Consider the following 16931-nt stretch of genomic DNA (forward strand, 5'->3'; position numbering starts at 1 on the left):
GGCCTCCGTTCATTCCTTGACCAATACGAGACGGCCGTGCTCAAAGCACTCAAGAAAATTTTCCGTAAGGGCGAAGCCGAACAGCCCGCCAGCATCACTCCCACCCCCAGCGCTCCCAGCCAGCCGAGCGCCCCGCGTCACTCGCAGCCGAAGGCGGAGACGCCGCGCGAAACCAAGAAGCCGCGCACCGAGAAACCGCGCCGCGAGCGTCCGGCCAAGCCGGTGGATACCTGGAAGCTGGAAGACTTCGTGGTCGAACCGCAGGAAGGCAAGACCCGCTTCCATGACTTCCGCCTGGCCCCGGAACTGATGCACGCCATTCATGACCTCGGCTTCCCCTATTGCACCCCGATTCAGGCCCAGGTTCTCGGCCACACCCTCAAGGGCAAGGACGCCATCGGCCGCGCCCAGACCGGTACCGGCAAGACCGCCGCCTTCCTGATCTCGACCATCACCCAGCTGCTGCAGACCCAGCCGCCGAAAGAGCGCTACATGGGTGAGCCGCGCGCGCTGATCATCGCGCCGACCCGCGAGCTGGTAGTACAGATCGCCAAGGACGCCGAGGACCTGACCAAGTACACCGGCCTCAATGTCATGCAGTTCGTCGGCGGCATGGACTTCGACAAGCAGCTCAAGCAGCTGGAATCGCGCTACTGCGACATCCTGGTGGCCACCCCCGGCCGCCTGCTGGACTTCAACCAGCGCGGCGAAGTGCACCTGGACATGGTCGAGGTGATGGTGCTGGACGAGGCCGACCGCATGCTCGACATGGGCTTTATCCCGCAGGTCCGCCAGATCATCCGCCAGACCCCGATGAAGGGCGACCGCCAGACCCTGCTGTTCTCCGCCACCTTCACCGAGGACGTGATGAACCTGGCGCGGCAGTGGACGGTCAACCCGGCCATCGTCGAGATCGAACCGGAGAACGTCGCCAGCGACACCGTCGAGCAGCACGTCTATGCCGTGTCCAGCCAGGACAAGTACAAGCTGCTGTACAACCTGGTGACGCAGAACGACTGGCAGCGGGTGATGGTGTTCGCCAACCGCCGCGACGAGGTCCGCCGCATCGAGGAGAAACTGGTACGTGACGGCGTCAGCGCCGCGCAGATGTCCGGCGACGTGCCGCAGCACAAGCGGATCAAGACCCTGGAAGGCTTCCGCGAAGGCAAGATCCGCGTTCTGGTGGCCACCGACGTCGCCGGCCGTGGCATCCACGTCGACGGCATCAGCCACGTGATCAACTTCACCCTGCCGGAAGTGCCGGACGACTACGTGCACCGCATCGGCCGTACCGGCCGTGCGGGCAGCAGCGGCACCTCGATCAGCTTCGCCGGCGAGGACGATGCCTTCGCCCTGCCACCGATCGAAGAGTTGCTCGGCCGCAAGATCAACTGCGAAATGCCGCCGGAAGAGCTGCTCAAGCCGGTACCGCGCAAGCACTGATCGAACGCCCATAAAAAAGCCCGCTCAACGCGGGCTTTTTTATGGGCACTGACCTAGCGCGACTGCACCAGGCTGAGTACCTCCGCACTCTGCTGCGGGCGCTGCGCCAGGAAGCGGGTGCAGCTGACGCGCAGGAAGGAGGCGAAGTTGACCACCTCTCCACGGTAGTCCATGACCTCCTCGTACAGCTTGGTGATCAGCTGGTTGGTGGTCATGCCGTCGACTTCGGCGATCTCGCGCAGGATGTCCCAGAACTGGTTCTCCAGGCGCAGGGTGGTGACCACCCCGCGGATGCGCAGGGAGCGCGAGCGCGACTCGTAGAGGATTGGATCGGCCTTCACATAAAGCTCACACATCGCCTGCTCCCGAATCTGCTGCGCGTCGGCCATGCTGCGTTGAGAAGTGGCTCGGGCTGCTCATTTACCGTTCTTAAACTCCGCGCCCTCGCCTCTTCTCGCCTTGCCTGGCTCTAGCTCGCGAGATTCTCTTTTGTTTATTTAGCCCAGCACTTTCAGGAACGCCGCCAGCCAGGCCGGGTGCGCCGGCCAAGCCGGAGCGGTGACCAGGTTGCCGTCGACATGCACGCCATCCATCGGCACTTCCACGTACTCGCCACCGGCCAGGCGCACTTCCGGCGCGCAGGCCGGGTAGGCGCTGCAGCCGCGGCCCTTGAGCACGTCGGCGGCGGCCAGCAGCTGGGCACCGTGGCACACCGCGGCGATCGGCTTGGCGGCCTTGGCGAAGGCCTGCACCAGGGCGATCACCTCGGCATTCAGGCGCAGGTACTCGGGGGCGCGGCCGCCGGGGATCAGCAGGCCGTCATAGTCCTCGGCACGCACCTTGGCGAAGTCGAAGTTCAGCGCGAAGTTGTGCCCCGGCTTCTCGCTGTAGGTCTGGTCGCCCTCGAAATCGTGGATCGCGGTGCGCACGGTCTGCCCGGCGCTCTTGCCGGGACACACCGCATGTACGCTGTGGCCGACCATCTGCAGGGCCTGGAACGGCACCATGGTTTCGTAGTCTTCGGCGTAGTCGCCGACCAGCATCAGGATCTTCTTCGCCATCATGGCGGTGGCCTCCTCGGAGTGAATGTGGAGCCAGTCTGCTCCACTGCGCCTGCTTCAGGGTAACAGCTGGCTACTACAGGGCCAGACGCCACCCATAAAAAAGCCCCGCAGCAGGCGGGGCTTTTCGTCGCAGGGCCGCCTTACAGCGGCTTGCCGCGATTGCCGTGAGCGGCGACGAACTGCTGCACGGTCTGCAGATCGTTGGCCAGCACGGTGCAGCGCTCGTCGCGCTGGAACAGGTCGGCCAGGTGCGGCGGCAGCGCCGGCACCGCGTCGATGCCGGCCTTCTCCACCGCTTCCGGGAACTTGACCGGATGTGCGGTGCCCAGGGTCACCATGGGGATGGCCAGGCTGCGGCGGCATTCGCGCGCGGCGCGCACGCCGATGGCGGTGTGCGGGTCGAGCAGCTCGCCGCACTCGGCATACACTTCGGCGATGGTCTCGCAGGTCTGCTCGTCATTGACGGCCAGCGAGTCGAACAGCTTGCGCGCCTCGGTCCAGCGATCTTCCTCGACGCTGAAGCCGCCACCCTGCTTGAAGGTGTCCATCAGGCCCGCGATGGCGGCACCGTTGCGGCCGTGCAGGTCGAACAGCAGGCGCTCGAAGTTGGACGAGACCATGATGTCCATCGATGGCGACAGGGTCGGGTGCAGGGTGTCCTTGACGTACTGATTGCCGCTCATGAAGCGGTGCAGGATGTCGTTGCGATTGGTGGCGACGATCAGCTGGCTGATCGGCAGGCCCATGTTGCGCGCCAGGTAACCGGCGAAGATGTCGCCGAAGTTGCCGGTCGGCACCGAGAACGCCACGGAGCGCGCCGGGCCGCCGAGCTGCAGGGCCGCGTGGAAGTAGTAGACGATCTGGGCCATGATCCGCGCCCAGTTGATCGAGTTGACCGCGACCAGACGGGTGCCCTTGAGGAAGCCCTGGTCGGCGAAGCTGGCCTTGACCATCTCCTGGCAGTCGTCGAAGTTGCCTTCGATGGCGATGTTGTGGATGTTCTCGCCGAGGATGGTGGTCATCTGCCGGCGCTGCACCTCGGACACACGATTGTGCGGGTGCATGATGAAGATGTCGACATGCTCGCAGGCCTTGCAGCCCTCGATGGCGGCCGAGCCGGTGTCACCGGAGGTGGCGCCCATGATCACCACACGCTCGCCGCGCTTGCTCAGCACGTGGTCGAGCAAGCGACCGAGCAGCTGCAGGGCGAAGTCCTTGAAGGCCAGGGTCGGGCCGTGGAACAACTCCAGCACCCACTCATTGCCGTTGAGCTGGCGCAGCGGCGCCACGGCACTGTGGGCGAACACCCCGTAGGTTTCTTCGAGGATCTTCTTGAAGTCGGCGTCGGCGATGCTGCCGGCGACGAACGGGCGCATCACGCGGAAGGCCAGCTCGTGATACGGCAGGCCGGCCCAGGAGGCGATCTCCTCCTGGGTGAAACGCGGCAGGTTTTCCGGCACGTAGAGGCCGCCGTCGCTGGCCAGGCCGGCGAGCAGGACGTCTTCGAAATTGAGGGCCGGGGCCTGGCCGCGGGTACTGATATAACGCATGACTCTTCTACCTCAGACCAGTTGCTCGACGCGGATGCGCACCACTTTGCCGACCACATCGGCCAGCCCTTCGAGGGCGGCGATGGCGTCGTCGATGCGGGCTTCGACGACCCGGTGGGTGACCAGGATCATCGGCACCAGGCCGTCGTGTTCTTCGGCCTCTTTCTGCATGATCGATTCGATGTTGATGCCGCGCTCGGAGAGGATGCTCGCCACCTGGGCCAGCACGCCCGGGTGATCCTTAGCCTGGATGCGCAGGTAATAGGCGCTTTCGCACTCGCCGATCGGCAGGATCGGATGGTCGGACAGCGCGTCCGGCTGGAAGGCCAGGTGCGGCACGCGATTGGTCGGATCAGCGGTCATCGCGCGGACCACATCGACCAGGTCGGCGACCACGGAGGAAGCGGTCGGCTCCATGCCGGCACCGGCGCCGTAGAACAGGGTGCTGCCGGCGGCATCGCCATTGACCATCACCGCGTTCATCACGCCGTTGACGTTGGCAATCAGGCGGTCGGCCGGGATCAGGGTCGGGTGCACGCGCAGCTCGATGCCGGCCTCGGTGCGGCGGGCCACGCCGAGGTGCTTGATGCGGTAGCCCAGAGCCTCGGCGTAGTTGACGTCGGCGCTGGTCAGCTGGCTGATGCCTTCGGTGTAGGCCTTGTCGAACTGCAGCGGGATGCCGAAGGCGATGGAAGCCAGGATGGTCAGCTTGTGCGCGGCGTCGATGCCCTCGACGTCGAAGGTCGGGTCGGCCTCGGCATAGCCCAGGGCCTGGGCTTCCTTGAGTACGTCGGCAAAGGCACGACCTTTCTCGCGCATCTCGGTGAGGATGAAGTTGCCGGTGCCGTTGATGATGCCGGCCAGCCAGTTGATGCGGTTGCCGGCCAGGCCCTCGCGGATCGCCTTGATCACCGGGATGCCGCCGGCCACGGCGGCTTCGAAGGCGACGATGACGCCCTTCTCGCGCGCCTTGGCGAAGATCTCGTTGCCGTGCACGGCGATCAGCGCCTTGTTGGCGGTGACCACGTGCTTGCCGTTCTCGATGGCCTTGAGCACCAGTTCGTGGGCCAGGGTGTAGCCGCCGATCAGCTCGATGACCACGTCGATTTCCGGGTTGTTGGCCACGTCGAAGATGTCGGCGGTGATGGGGGTAGCGCCGGTTTCACACTTCGGGTTGGGGCGACGGGCGGCAATCTGCGCGACTTCGATTCCACGCCCGGCACGGCGGGCAATCTCCTCGGCGTTGCGTTTGAGTACGTTGAAGGTACCGCCACCGACGGTGCCCAGCCCACAGATGCCCACTTTCACCGGTTTCACGTTGTTTTCCCCATCTGCTACACGAAACGGCCGGGGCGAACCCCGGCCGCACAAAAGAGCCGCACTTTACGAAGCGCCAGCCCCCCAGGTCAATCGGCGCGACGGCCGGATCACTTGGCCTGCAGGGCAATCTCGGCCAGCTGCGGCGCCGGCTGGTAGCCCGGAATCAGCTCGCCATTACCGAGTACGATGGCCGGGGTGCCATTGACGCCGATCATCTGGCCCAGCTCGTACTGCTTGGTCACCGGGTTGTCGCAGGTGGCTGCCGGCACGTCATCGCGGGCTTTGGCCTTGTTCATCGCGGCCTGACGATCCTTGGCGCACCAGACGCTGACCAGGGTGTTGTAGCCGTGGCTGCCGACACCCTGGCGCGGGAAGGCCACATAGCGCACCTCGATACCACGGCGGTTAAGCTCCGGCACCTCGCTGTGCAGCTTCTGGCAGTAGCCACAGTCGGTGTCGGTGAATACGGTGATATGTGCCTTGGCCGGCTCCTTGGGCGAGAACACCACCATCTCGCTCAGCGGAATGGCATTGACCTCCTTGGCCACGCCCTTGCTCTCGGCCTGGCGAGTCAGGTTGACCGCGTCGTTGCCCTTCATCTGGTACAGGTTGCCCTGCATCAGGAACTGGCCGTCGGCACTGGCGTAGAGCATACGACCACCTTTGAGGTGCACCTGGTACAGGCCATTCATCGGGCTCTCGGCGATGGCCTCGATGGGCATGTCGGGTTGCAGCTTGATCAGCGTGGCACGAATGGCCTGGTCGGGATCAGCGGCCAGGGCCACGGAAGCGGCGAGGCCGAGAGCGGCTCCGCTGAGAACGCGAATTACGGACATGGAACACTCCTGTGACAGTGGCGCCAGACTACCACAGCCGGCCCGCAGCGCCGACCGCAGACGCCGGGCGGGCGCGCCGGACGGATGAATTGCGATGTGCTGCGCGGGCACGCACGCGGCGTGACTGACATCCCTGGTGCCCGGAGCGGTCGCTCGCCCTGTGCAACGCAATGCGTCGCCAGCGGGCTCACCCCCGGGGATGGTGCTGGGCGTGCAGCTCCTGCAGCCGCGCGCGGGCGATATGGGTGTAGATCTGCGTGGTCGACAGGTCGCTGTGGCCCAGAAGCATCTGCACCACGCGCAGGTCGGCGCCGTGATTGAGCAGGTGGGTGGCGAAAGCATGGCGCAGGGTGTGCGGCGACAGCGGCTTGAGAATGCCCGCCACCTTCGCCTGGTGCTTGATCCGGTGCCAGAAGGTCTGCCGGGTCATCTGCTCGCCGCGCAGGCTGGGAAACAGCACGTCGCTGGGCTTGCCATCGAGCAGAAAAGGCCGCGCCTCGCGGGTATAGCGCTCGACCCAGGCGATGGCCTCCTCACCCAGCGGCACCAGGCGCTCCTTGCTGCCCTTGCCGAACACCCGCAACACCCCCTGGCGCAGGTTGACCTGCTCCAGGGTCAGCGATACCAGTTCGGTGACGCGCAGGCCGCAGGCATACAGCACCTCGAGCATGGCGCGGTCGCGCAGGCCGATCGGATCGTCCAGCTCCGGCGCCGCCAGCAGCGCTTCGACATCCGCCTCGGACAGCGACTTGGGCAGCGGCCGGCCAAGCTGCGGCAGCTCGACCTGCAGGGTCGGGTCCTCGCTGATCAGGCCGTCGCGCAGCAGGTAGCGGTAGAAGCCGCGCAATCCGGAAAGCAGGCGCGCCGTCGAGCGCGCCTTGTAGCCCTGCTCCAGGCGCCAGCCGAGGTGATCGAGAATGCTGTCGCGCCCGGCCTGCTCGAGGGCAACGCCGCGCGCCTGCAACCAGGTATGGAAATGCCCGAGATCACTGCGATAGGCCGCCCGCGTGTGCGGCGAGAGGCCTTTTTCCAGCCACAGGGCATCGAGAAAGCGGTCGATCAGGGGATGGTCGAGAACGGGCATCGTGCGGCTGTTTTTCCTGGGCTCAGGCGCGCTAGTCTTCCACAGCCCCTCCCGCCCCACCAGCGACAAGGAGTCCTGATGAGCGAGTCGCATATCCTGCTCAGCCTCGGTGGCATCGGCGCCGCCGCACTGGCCAGCCAATGGCTGGCCTGGCGCCTGCGCCTGCCGGCGATTCTCTTCCTGCTGCTCTGCGGCATCCTCGCAGGGCCCCTGCTCGGCTGGCTGCACCCCGACGCACTGTTTGGCCCATTGCTGTTCCCGCTGGTGTCACTGGCCGTCGCCCTGATCCTGTTCGAGGGCAGCCTGACCCTGCACCTCTCGGAATGGCGCGAGATCGGCCAGGTGGTGCGGCGCATGGTGACCATCGGCGCACTGGCGACCTGGTCGGTGATCACGGTGGCTACCCACTACCTGCTGGATTTCCCCTGGGACCTGGCGCTGCTGTTCGGCACCCTGACCCTGGTCACCGGCCCCACGGTGATAGCACCCATGCTGCGGGTGATGCGGCCACGCGCCTCGGTAGGCAACATCCTGCGTTGGGAAGGTATTGTCATCGACCCCATCGGCGCCCTGCTCGCCGTGGTGGTGTTCAGCTTCATCATCAGCCGCAGCGGCAGTGCGCCACTGGGCACCTTCGCCGCCGTCATCGCTTGCGGCGCCTCGTTCGGCGCCGCAGGCGGCTTCCTCTTCGGCCTGGCACTGCGCCGCCACTGGCTGCCGGAATACCTGCACAACCTCGGCGCCCTGGCCTGCGTGCTGGGGATCTTCATCGGCAGCAACCAGCTGGTACACGAATCCGGGCTGCTGGCGGTCACCGTGATGGGCATGTGGCTGGCAAACATGCGCGGGGTGGAGGTGAAGCACATCCTGCACTTCAAGGAGAACCTCAGCGTATTGCTGATCTCAGGCCTGTTCATCCTGCTCGCTGCGCGCCTGGATCTGCAGGCGCTGCTGGCCCTGGGACCGGCCACCCTGGTGCTGCTGGCGGTGATCCAACTGGTGGCACGTCCGCTCAACGTCGCGCTCAGCACCTTCGGCTCCGGCCTGAACTGGCGCGAGCGCGGCCTGCTGGCCTGGATCGCCCCGCGCGGCATCGTCGCCGCCGCGGTCTCGGCGATCTTCGCCGAGCGCCTGCAGCAGCAGGGCTATGCCCAGGCCCAGCTGCTGGTGCCACTGACCTTCCTGGTGATCATCGGCACCGTGGTGCTGCAAAGCGCTACCGCCAGACCACTGGCGCGCCTGCTGGGCATCGCCGAGCCGGCCGCACGCGGCTTTCTGATCGTCGGCGCCAACCCGGTTGCCCGCGCCATCGGCAAGGCGCTGCACGCCCAAGGCAGCCGCGTGCTGCTGACCGACTCCAACTGGGACCACATTGCCGCCGCACGCATGGACGGCCTGCCCACCTACTTCGGCAATCCCGCCTCGCAGCACGCCGATGCCCATCTGGACCTGACCGGTATCGGTCAGTTGCTAGCCCTGTCACCCTCTGGCGAGCAGAACAACCTGGCCTGCACCCGCTTCCGTCCGGATTTCGGCAAGGCCAATCTGTACAGCCTGGCCAACGCCCGCGAGCTGCGCCTGAGCGAGAAACACCGCAGCAGCGCCGAGCACCGCGGCCGCGCCCTAGGCCTGCCGGCGCTGAGCTATGGACAACTGGCGGGGATGCTCGCCCGCGGCGCCGAGGTACGCAGCACTACCCTGACGGAGGCCTTTGGCTGGGCGGACTACCAGGCCCTGCACGGCGAGCGCGCGGTGTTGTTGCTGGCGATCGAGCCACGCGGCTGGATGCACGTGGCCAGTGAACCGCTGTCGTTCAGCCCGGCTGCCGGCTGGACCCTGCTGGCCCTGATCGAACCGGCAGCCCAATGAACAAGGCGCCCGCGGGCGCCTTGAATTCAGCTCAGATCCGGCAGCACCGGCACCGGTTTCTGGTCCTCGCCGATGGCGACGAAGCTGAACACCCCGGTGATGGCCTTCTCGCGACCACCGCAGTACATGCCCTCGACATACACCTCCACCTCGACCTTGAGGCTGGTGTTGCCGACCTTGATCACCCGGCCGATCAGCTCGACCAGAGAGCCGGCGGGAATCGCGTGCTTGAAGTCGATACGGTCGCTGGACACCGTCACCAGTGGCAGGCGGCAGAAACGCGTGGCGGCGATGAAGGACACCTCGTCCATCCAGGCCAGCGCGGTGCCGCCGAACAGGGTGTTGTGGTGATTGGTGGTGGGCGGGAACACCGCCTTGACGACGCGGGTTTCCGACAACTCGATACGCCGCTGGATCTCTTGCTCTCTGGGAGTCATGCCACTACTGCTCTCGATGGAAAATGGCCTGTTCGCCTGCGGCCCGACGGCCAGCAGGCCCCATAAACGAAAAAAGCAGCCCGGAGGCTGCTTCTTTAAGGTCGGAAGACCGTCCGATCAGGACAGTTTTTCCTTGATGCGAGCTGCCTTGCCGGACAGGTCGCGGAGGTAGTACAGCTTGGCCTTGCGCACGTCGCCGCGACGCTTCAGGGTGACGCTGTCGATCAGCGGGGAGTAGGTCTGGAAGGTACGCTCCACGCCCACGCCGTTGGAGATCTTGCGCACGGTGAAGGCGCTGTTCAGGCCACGGTTACGCTTGCCGATCACCACGCCTTCGAAGGCCTGCAGACGGGAACGGTCACCTTCCTTCACCTTCACCTGAACGATGATGGTGTCGCCCGGGGCGAAAGCCGGGATTTCTTTGTTCATCTGCTCGGCTTCGAGCATCTGGATAATCTTGTTGGTCATGCTGTGCTCCTAAGACAGACGCGGTCTGCCATCGATACCTTAACTATCGTCCCGCTGGCGGATGTATTCCTCCAGCAGCTTCTTCTCTTCTCCAGAAAGCGAGCGGCTATCCAGAAGATCGGCACGACGTTCCCAGGTTCGCCCAAGGGCTTGCTGGAGGCGCCAACGCCGGATGTGTTCGTGGTTGCCACTGAGCAACACATCAGGAACACGTTTGCCTTCGTACACCTCAGGTCGGGTGTAGTGCGGGCAATCGAGGAGGCCATCGCTGAACGAGTCCTCCTCGGCGGAATCTGCATGCCCAAGCGCACCCGGGAGCAGCCGCGTAACAGCATCGATCAGCACCATCGCCGGAAGCTCACCGCCGGAGAGGACGTAATCGCCAATCGACCATTCCTCATCGACATGCGCCTCGATGAAGCGCTCGTCGATGCCTTCGTAGCGGCCGGCGATAAGAATCAGCGCCTGCTCGCTAGCCAGTTCACGAACCCCCTGCTGAGTCAGCTGGCGGCCCTGCGGCGACAGGTAAATGACCTTCGCCGCGCCCCCGACATCCGCCTTGGCCGCAGCCAGAGCATCTTCCAGGGGTTGAATCTTCATCACCATGCCGGGGCCGCCGCCGAAAGGGCGATCGTCCACCGTCTGATGACGGTCGTGGGTGTAATCACGCAGCTGCCTGCAGTTCAACTGCAGCAAGCCCTGCTTCACCGCACGACTGGTAATGCCGTACTGACTGATGGCGGCGAACATCTCCGGAAAGATGCTGATGACTTCGACACGCATGGGGCGGGCTTCAGAAGTCCGCGTCCCAGTCCACCCGCATCTCGCCGGCGGCCAGGTCAACCTGTTGCACGCACTGCTCGGTGTAGGGCAGCAGGCGCTCACGGTCATCCAGGCTGCCCGGACAGGGCTTGACCACCATCACATCGTTGGAGCCGGTTTCCAGCAGGTGGTCGATGCGCCCGAGCAGCTGCCCTTGCAGGTCGATCACCTTCAGTCCTTCCAGCTGATGCCAGTAGTACTCGCCGTCATCCAGATCAGGTAGCAGCGCGCGGGGCACACAAATGTCGAAACCCGCGAAAGTGCGTGCCACTTCGCGGTCATCGAGCCCCTTGAGCTTGGCCACCAGGACTTTGCCCTGGAGGCGGCCACTGACCAGCTCCACCTGCTTGACCTCGCCGTCACGCTTGAGCGTCCAGGCGGTGTAGTCGAGCAGGTTGTCAATCGGGTCGGTGAAGGAATAGATCTTCACTTCCCCACGCACGCCGTGCACCGAAGTGATCTTGCCGAGGACTATCAGGTCCTCGACGGACGGCGTCGCGCTCATAGTGCTTAGGCTGCAGCCTTGGCCGCTTCCTTCAGCAGCTGAGCAACGCGCTCAGACGGCTGGGCGCCCTGGCTCAGCCAGTAGGTAGCGCGCTCTTGATTCACGGACAGCTTCACTTCGGCACCAGTGGCGACCGGGTTGAAGAAACCGATGCGCTCAACGAAGCGACCATCGCGCGCATTGCGGCTGTTGGTCACGGTCAGGTGGTAGAAGGGGCGCTTCTTGGAGCCGCCACGAGCAAGACGGATGGTTACCATTGAACTTCGTTCCTGTAATCGGTGCTAACTTAAAGGCACACACTTTTAATGGGCCTAGGCCCGAAAGGCCGCATATTCTAAGGATTATCCGGCCGTTTGCAAATCTCTTTTTCCGCCACCCATCGGCAGCCCCGGATCACAGCTTCGGCAGGCCACCCGGCATCATGCCGCCCAGGCCGCGCATCATCTTCATCATGCCGCCCTTGCTGGTGAACTTCTTCATCATCTTCTGCATCTGCTTGTGCTGCTTGATCAGCCGCCCGACGTCCTGCACCTGAGTGCCAGAACCCAGCGCAATACGGCGCTTGCGCGAGCCACTGATCAGCTCCGGATCGCGGCGTTCGGCCGGCGTCATGGAGTTGATGATCGCCTCCATCTGCTTGAACTGCTTCTCCGCCGTGCTCTGAGCACCCGCCACCTGGGACAGGTTGACGCCGCCGATGGACGGCAGCTTGTCCATCAGGCCGCCGAGGCCGCCCATGTTCTTCATCTGCTGCAGCTGGTCACGGAAGTCTTCGAGGTCGAAGCCCTTGCCCTTCTTCAGCTTCTTGGTGAGCTTCTCGGCCTTCTCGCGGTCGAGGGTCTGCTCGGCCTGCTCGATCAGGCTGAGCACGTCGCCCATGCCGAGGATGCGCGAGGCGATGCGGTCCGGGTGGAAAGGCTCCAGCGCCTCGCTCTTCTCGCCCATACCGATGAACTTGATCGGCTTGCCGGTGATCTGACGCACCGACAGCGCGGCACCACCACGGGCGTCACCGTCGACCTTGGTCAGCACCACGCCGGTCAACGGCAGCGCCTCGCCGAAGGCCTTGGCGGTGTTGGCAGCATCCTGACCGGTCATGGCATCGACCACGAACAGGGTCTCGGCCGGCTTGATCGCCGCGTGCACGGCCTGGATCTCGGCCATCATCTCTTCGTCGATGGCCAGGCGACCGGCGGTGTCGACGATTACCACGTCGATGAACTTCAGCTTGGCTTCGGCGATCGCCGCCTGGGCGATGGCCACCGGCTTCTGGCTGATGTCGGAAGGGAAGAAAGTCACGCCGATGTCACTAGCCAGGGTTTCCAGCTGCTTGATCGCCGCCGGGCGGTAGACGTCGGCGGACACCACCATCACCGACTTCTTCTTGCGCTCCTTGAGGAAGCGCGCCAGCTTGCCGGCAGTGGTGGTCTTACCGGCACCCTGCAGGCCGGCCATCAGCACCACGGCAGGCGGCGCGACGTTCAGGGCGAGGTCTTCGTTGGCCGCGCCCATCAGTTCTTCCAGCTCGGCGCGGACGATCTTCACGAAAGCCTGGCCCGGCGTCAGGCTCTTCGACACCTCGGTGCCGACCGCACGCTCCTTGACCTTGCCCACGAAGTCCTTGACCACCGGCAGGGCGACGTCGGCCTCGAGCAGGGCCATGCGCACCTCGCGCAGGGTGTCCTTGATATTGTCCTCGGTCAGCTTGGCCTTGCCGGTGACATGGCGCAGCGTCTGTGACAGGCGGTCGGTTAGGTTCTCGAACATGCGCGATCCTTTGAGCGGGTGCTTGCAGCAGGCCGCGGAGTATATCGAACTGGCCGGGCTGCCGACACCGCCGATGGTCTTTCGTGAAATGCGCCTTGTATGCCACACTCACGGCCTTTCGGGCCTAGCCATACACGGATTTATGCACCCTCTGCTGCCCAGTCTCGCCGCCGCCGGCCTGTATGCCGGCGCCACCCTCTACCAGGGATCGCGTTTCGCCCGCCACCAAGCGTCGGACAAGCGTCTGCTCGGCCTGCTCGGCGCGCTCGCCCTGCTCGCCCATGCACTCAGCCTGAGCCTGCAGCTGCTGCCGGGCAGCGGCCTCAATCTGGATTTCTTCAACGCCTCCAGCCTGATCGCCTGCGCCGTCATCGCCCTGATCCTGATCGGCACGACCCGCATCCCGGTGGAGAACCTGCTGCTGCCGCTGTTCCCGCTCGGTGCGCTGACCGTGCTGCTGGCCCAGTTTGCCCCGGCCGGCACCAGCCAGCCGATCCAGGAGGCGCCCGGCATCCTCGCGCACATCCTGCTGTCGATCCTGGCCTACGGCCTGCTGACCATAGCCATGTTCCAGGCCCTGCTGCTGTCGCTGCAGGATCACCAGCTCAAGCACAAGCACCCATCCGGGCTGATCCGCAACTTCCCGCCACTGCAGACCATGGAGAGCCTGCTGTTCGGCTTCCTCTGGGCCGGCTGGGTGGCACTTTCGCTGTCGCTGCTGTCCGGCTGGCTGTTCTTCGAGGACCTGTTCGCCCAGCACCTGGTGCACAAGACCGTGCTGTCATGCATCGCCTGGGTCGTGTTCGCCGTGCTGCTGTGGGGCCGCCACCAGCTGGGCTGGCGTGGGCACAAGGCGATTCGCTGGACCCTGGCCGGCTTCTGCCTGCTGATGCTCGCCTACTTCGGCAGCAAGCTGGTCCGCGAATTCATCCTGCATATCTGACGCGCCATGAACCTCGCCCCCTATGAGTGGTGGCTCGGCGCGGCAATCCTGCTGTTCGGCGGACTGCTCCTACTGCGCGAGCGCAACCTGCTGCCCTTCTCCCTGCGCCGCCCCAGCCGCCAGGACCGCACCCATGGTGCACCACGCCATGAGCGGCGCCGCACTCCACGAAGCGGCACGCTGCAGGAGGAACGCCAGCAGCGCCAGCACGCCCTGCTGCAACTGCTGGAGCTGGAGAAGGTCACGGTCGACGACATCATGATCCCGCGCAGCGAGATCGTCGGCATCGACCTGAACGACGAGCTGCCGCAACTGGTCGAGCAACTGCGTAGCGTCGGCCATACCCGCCTGCCGGTATATCGCGGCGATATCAACCAGATCGAGGGCATCGTGCACATGCGCCGCCTGGCGGCCCTGCTGACGCAGAACCGCCTGAGCCATGCAACACTGCTGGAAAGCTGCGTGCCCGCCTACTTCGTGCCCGAGGGCACACCACTGGCGACGCAACTGGTGAACTTTCAGGCCGAGAAGCGCCGCCTGGGGCTGGTGGTTGACGAGTATGGCGACGTACAGGGCATCGTCACCCTGGAAGACCTGCTGGACGAGATCATCGGTGACTTCAGCCACGCCGAAGGCGAGGAAAACCCGGACATCCACCCCCAGGCCGACGGCACACGGATCATCGATGGCTCGGCCAGCATCCGCGAGATCAACAAGACCCTCGGCTGGCACCTGCCCAGCGAAGGCCCGAAGACTCTAAACGGCCTGGTCACCGAAGCCCTGGAGACCATTCCGGACAGCCCGGTGTGCCTGAAGATCGGCCCCTACCGCCTGGAAATCCTCGACTCCGGCGACAACCGGGTAAAGAGCGTGCGCATCTGGCAGGGCCGGGTCAATCGCTCAGCGGAATAAGCTGCTCGGCCAGCCCCTCACCCCATACCCGGTAACCCAGCGCCGACGGGTGATAGCCATCGCGCGCCAGATACTCCTCGGCGAACTCCAGCTCTAGCCGCGCATACTGCGCGCACTCCTGCGCACTGAGGCGACGCAACTCGGCATCCAGCAGGGCCGCACGCAGCCCCAGCAGACGCCGCAGCAGCCAGGGTAAGGCGCTGAAGTGCTGGATCGGCGGCACGCCGGTGAACACAACCCGCTCCCCCCGTGCGCTCAACGCCCGACTGAGCGCACGCAGCGAGTCCTCCCAGCGCGCCAGCGAACTCAGGTGCGTGGTGTCATTGACGCCGAACACCAGCAGCACCAGGTCCGCCGGCTCGCTAAGCGCCAGGGGCAGCAGGCGCTCGCAGGCCTCGCCCGCCGTGATGCCGTTCTCGCCGCAGGCGCGCCAGGCCACCGGGCGCTGCAGGCGCGCCGCCAGGGCCTGCGCCAGCTGGCCCGCCAGCGCCGCCTCCTGGGCCTCGACACCGACGCCGGCGACCGTGGATTCGCCGATCAGCAGCAGGCGTAGCGGCGCACCGCCAAGCCCCGTGCCCGCCAGGCCGCTCTGCGCCCCGGCAGCCGGTGGCAGGCGCAGCGCGGTGCGCCGGGTATGCAGCGCCAGCGGCAAGGCCAGCGGCAATGAGGCGAGCGCCAGGCCCCACCACAGCCCGGCGCGCAGGCGGCTCACAGCTCGACCTTGACCGCCTCGGACGCCCGCATCGCCTTGGCCCGCGCCGCCTCGATGCTTTCGTCGCGGGCCAGGGCCACGCCCATGCGCCGCTGGCCGTCCACCTCCGGCTTGCCGAACAGGCGCAGCGCGGTGTCCGCCTCGGCCAGGGCCGCGCCGAGGTTGGCGAAGGCCACCTGCTGCGAGGTGCCCTCGACCAGGATCACCGAGGAGGCCGAGGGGCCGAACTGGCGAATCGTCGGGATCGGCAGGCCGAGAATCGCCCGTGCGTGCAGGGCGAACTCGGACAGGTCCTGGGAGATCAGCGTTACCAGGCCGGTGTCGTGCGGGCGCGGCGAGACTTCGCTGAACCACACCTGGTCGCCCTTGATGAACAGCTCCACGCCGAACAGACCACGTCCACCGAGGCCCTCGGTGACGGCCAGGGCCACCCGCTCGGACTCGGCCAGGGCCTTGGCGCTCATCGCCTGCGGCTGCCAGGACTCGTGGTAGTCGCCCTTGACCTGGCGATGGCCGACCGGCGCACAGAACGAAGTGCCACCGACATGACGCACGGTGAGCAGGGTGATCTCGTAGTCGAAGTCGATGAAGCCTTCCACGATCACCCGTCCCTTGCCGGCGCGGCCGCCTTCCTGAGCGTAGTCCCAGGAAGCCTGCAGGTCGGCGTAACTCTTCAGCACGCTCTGGCCCTTGCCGGAGGAGCTCATGATCGGCTTGACCACACAGGGGTAGCCGACCGCTTTCACCGCCTCGACATAGTCCTCGAAGGTGTCGGCGAAGTGGTAGGGCGAAGTCGGCAGGCCCAGCTCCTCCGCGGCCAGGCGGCGGATGCCCTCGCGGTTCATGGTCAGCTTGGCGGCGCGGGCGGTGGGCACCACGGTGAAGCCCTCGGCTTCCAGCTCGACCAGGGTGTCGGTGGCGATGGCCTCGATCTCCGGGACGATGTAGTGCGGCTGCTCCGCCTCGATCACCGCGCGCAGGGCCGCACCGTCGAGCATGCTGAGCACATGGCTGCGGTGCGCCACCTGCATGGCCGGGGCATTGGCGTAGCGGTCGACGGCGATCACTTCGCAGCCCAGGCGCTGCAGCTCGATCACCACTTCCTTGCCCAGCTCGCCGGAGCCACAGAGCAGGACGCGGGTCGCGGTGGGCGACAAGGGGGTGCCGATACGGGGCATGCGGATGTCCTCGGAAAAGGG

At 65.7% G+C, this 16931-nt stretch carries 17 protein-coding genes and 1 pseudogene; 4 read left to right on the plus strand and 14 right to left on the minus strand.

Annotated features, from left to right (window positions below; genetic code table 11):
• The first annotated feature begins 36 nt into the window (after nt 1–36).
• Complete coding sequence (rhlB, locus tag PA6_RS07490) at nt 37–1443, plus strand: ATP-dependent RNA helicase RhlB (RefSeq protein WP_021700294.1); 1407 nt, start codon at nt 37–39, stop codon at nt 1441–1443.
• 53 nt (nt 1444–1496) lie between these two features.
• Here rhlB and PA6_RS07495 read toward each other — a convergent pair whose 3' ends face one another.
• The 6 genes from PA6_RS07495 to xerD all read right to left on the minus strand — a co-directional run bounded on the left by PA6_RS07495 (nt 1497) and on the right by xerD (nt 7297).
• Entirely contained in the window at nt 1497–1799 is a 303-nt protein-coding gene (locus PA6_RS07495) for a ribbon-helix-helix domain-containing protein (protein ID WP_021700295.1), read from the minus strand.
• Nucleotides 1800–1940: 141 nt separating this feature from the next.
• Nucleotides 1941–2507 carry a DJ-1/PfpI family protein gene (locus PA6_RS07500; protein WP_021700296.1) on the minus strand — a complete coding sequence of 189 codons (567 nt, stop codon included), beginning with the start codon at nt 2505–2507 and terminating at the stop codon, nt 1941–1943.
• A gap of 140 nt (nt 2508–2647) precedes the next feature.
• On the minus strand, nt 2648–4057 hold the full coding sequence (thrC, locus tag PA6_RS07505; protein ID WP_021700297.1) for a threonine synthase: 1410 nt from the start codon (nt 4055–4057) through the stop codon (nt 2648–2650).
• Nucleotides 4058–4069: 12 nt separating this feature from the next.
• Nucleotides 4070–5374, minus strand: coding sequence for a homoserine dehydrogenase (locus tag PA6_RS07510; RefSeq protein WP_021700298.1), 1305 nt, complete (start codon nt 5372–5374; stop codon nt 4070–4072).
• A 110-nt stretch (nt 5375–5484) separates the two neighbouring features.
• A complete protein-coding gene (locus PA6_RS07515; protein ID WP_021700299.1) occupies nt 5485–6213 on the minus strand; it encodes a thioredoxin fold domain-containing protein in 729 nt (242 codons plus the stop codon).
• Between the two features lie 187 nt (nt 6214–6400).
• Complete coding sequence (gene xerD, locus PA6_RS07520; RefSeq protein ID WP_021700300.1) at nt 6401–7297, minus strand: site-specific tyrosine recombinase XerD; 897 nt, start codon at nt 7295–7297, stop codon at nt 6401–6403.
• 78 nt (nt 7298–7375) lie between these two features.
• Here xerD and PA6_RS07525 point away from each other — a divergent pair, with 78 nt between their 5' ends.
• Complete coding sequence (locus tag PA6_RS07525) at nt 7376–9166, plus strand: cation:proton antiporter (protein ID WP_021700301.1); 1791 nt, start codon at nt 7376–7378, stop codon at nt 9164–9166.
• 26 nt (nt 9167–9192) lie between these two features.
• Here PA6_RS07525 and PA6_RS07530 read toward each other — a convergent pair whose 3' ends face one another.
• From PA6_RS07530 to ffh, 6 genes are all read right to left on the minus strand, one after another.
• The gene (locus PA6_RS07530; protein WP_021700302.1) at nt 9193–9603 is read right to left on the minus strand and encodes an acyl-CoA thioesterase; all 411 of its coding nucleotides are present in this window, start codon (nt 9601–9603) and stop codon (nt 9193–9195) included.
• 117 nt (nt 9604–9720) lie between these two features.
• The gene (gene rplS / locus PA6_RS07535) at nt 9721–10071 is read right to left on the minus strand and encodes a 50S ribosomal protein L19 (RefSeq protein ID WP_021700303.1); all 351 of its coding nucleotides are present in this window, start codon (nt 10069–10071) and stop codon (nt 9721–9723) included.
• Between the two features lie 39 nt (nt 10072–10110).
• Nucleotides 10111–10854 carry a tRNA (guanosine(37)-N1)-methyltransferase TrmD gene (trmD, locus tag PA6_RS07540; RefSeq protein ID WP_021700304.1) on the minus strand — a complete coding sequence of 248 codons (744 nt, stop codon included), beginning with the start codon at nt 10852–10854 and terminating at the stop codon, nt 10111–10113.
• Between the two features lie 10 nt (nt 10855–10864).
• Nucleotides 10865–11398, minus strand: coding sequence for a ribosome maturation factor RimM (rimM, locus tag PA6_RS07545; protein ID WP_021700305.1), 534 nt, complete (start codon nt 11396–11398; stop codon nt 10865–10867).
• A gap of 5 nt (nt 11399–11403) precedes the next feature.
• Nucleotides 11404–11655, minus strand: a complete 252-nt coding sequence (gene rpsP / locus PA6_RS07550; RefSeq protein ID WP_021700306.1) for a 30S ribosomal protein S16 — start codon at nt 11653–11655, stop codon at nt 11404–11406.
• Between the two features lie 136 nt (nt 11656–11791).
• Nucleotides 11792–13165 carry a signal recognition particle protein gene (ffh, locus tag PA6_RS07555; protein ID WP_021700307.1) on the minus strand — a complete coding sequence of 458 codons (1374 nt, stop codon included), beginning with the start codon at nt 13163–13165 and terminating at the stop codon, nt 11792–11794.
• Nucleotides 13166–13307: 142 nt separating this feature from the next.
• Here ffh and PA6_RS07560 point away from each other — a divergent pair, with 142 nt between their 5' ends.
• Complete coding sequence (locus PA6_RS07560; protein WP_021700308.1) at nt 13308–14108, plus strand: cytochrome C assembly family protein; 801 nt, start codon at nt 13308–13310, stop codon at nt 14106–14108.
• 63 nt (nt 14109–14171) lie between these two features.
• Nucleotides 14172–15020 (plus strand): annotated as a pseudogene (locus PA6_RS07565) (transporter associated domain-containing protein); the annotation flags it as partial.
• Here the strand turns inward: PA6_RS07565 and PA6_RS07570 are convergent.
• Together PA6_RS07570 and purT are read right to left on the minus strand one after the other, a co-directional pair.
• Nucleotides 15001–15732, minus strand: coding sequence for an SGNH/GDSL hydrolase family protein (locus PA6_RS07570; RefSeq protein WP_081693957.1), 732 nt, complete (start codon nt 15730–15732; stop codon nt 15001–15003). The pseudogene PA6_RS07565 and the gene PA6_RS07570 sit on opposite strands and share 20 nt — an antisense overlap.
• A complete protein-coding gene (gene purT, locus PA6_RS07575; protein ID WP_021700311.1) occupies nt 15729–16910 on the minus strand; it encodes a formate-dependent phosphoribosylglycinamide formyltransferase in 1182 nt (393 codons plus the stop codon). The genes PA6_RS07570 and purT overlap by 4 nt, the downstream gene beginning before the upstream one ends.
• Between the last annotated feature and the right edge of the window lie 21 nt (nt 16911–16931).

Origin of the sequence: Aquipseudomonas alcaligenes NBRC 14159 (genome assembly GCF_000467105.1) — a bacterium.
Classification (GTDB): domain Bacteria; phylum Pseudomonadota; class Gammaproteobacteria; order Pseudomonadales; family Pseudomonadaceae; genus Aquipseudomonas; species Aquipseudomonas alcaligenes.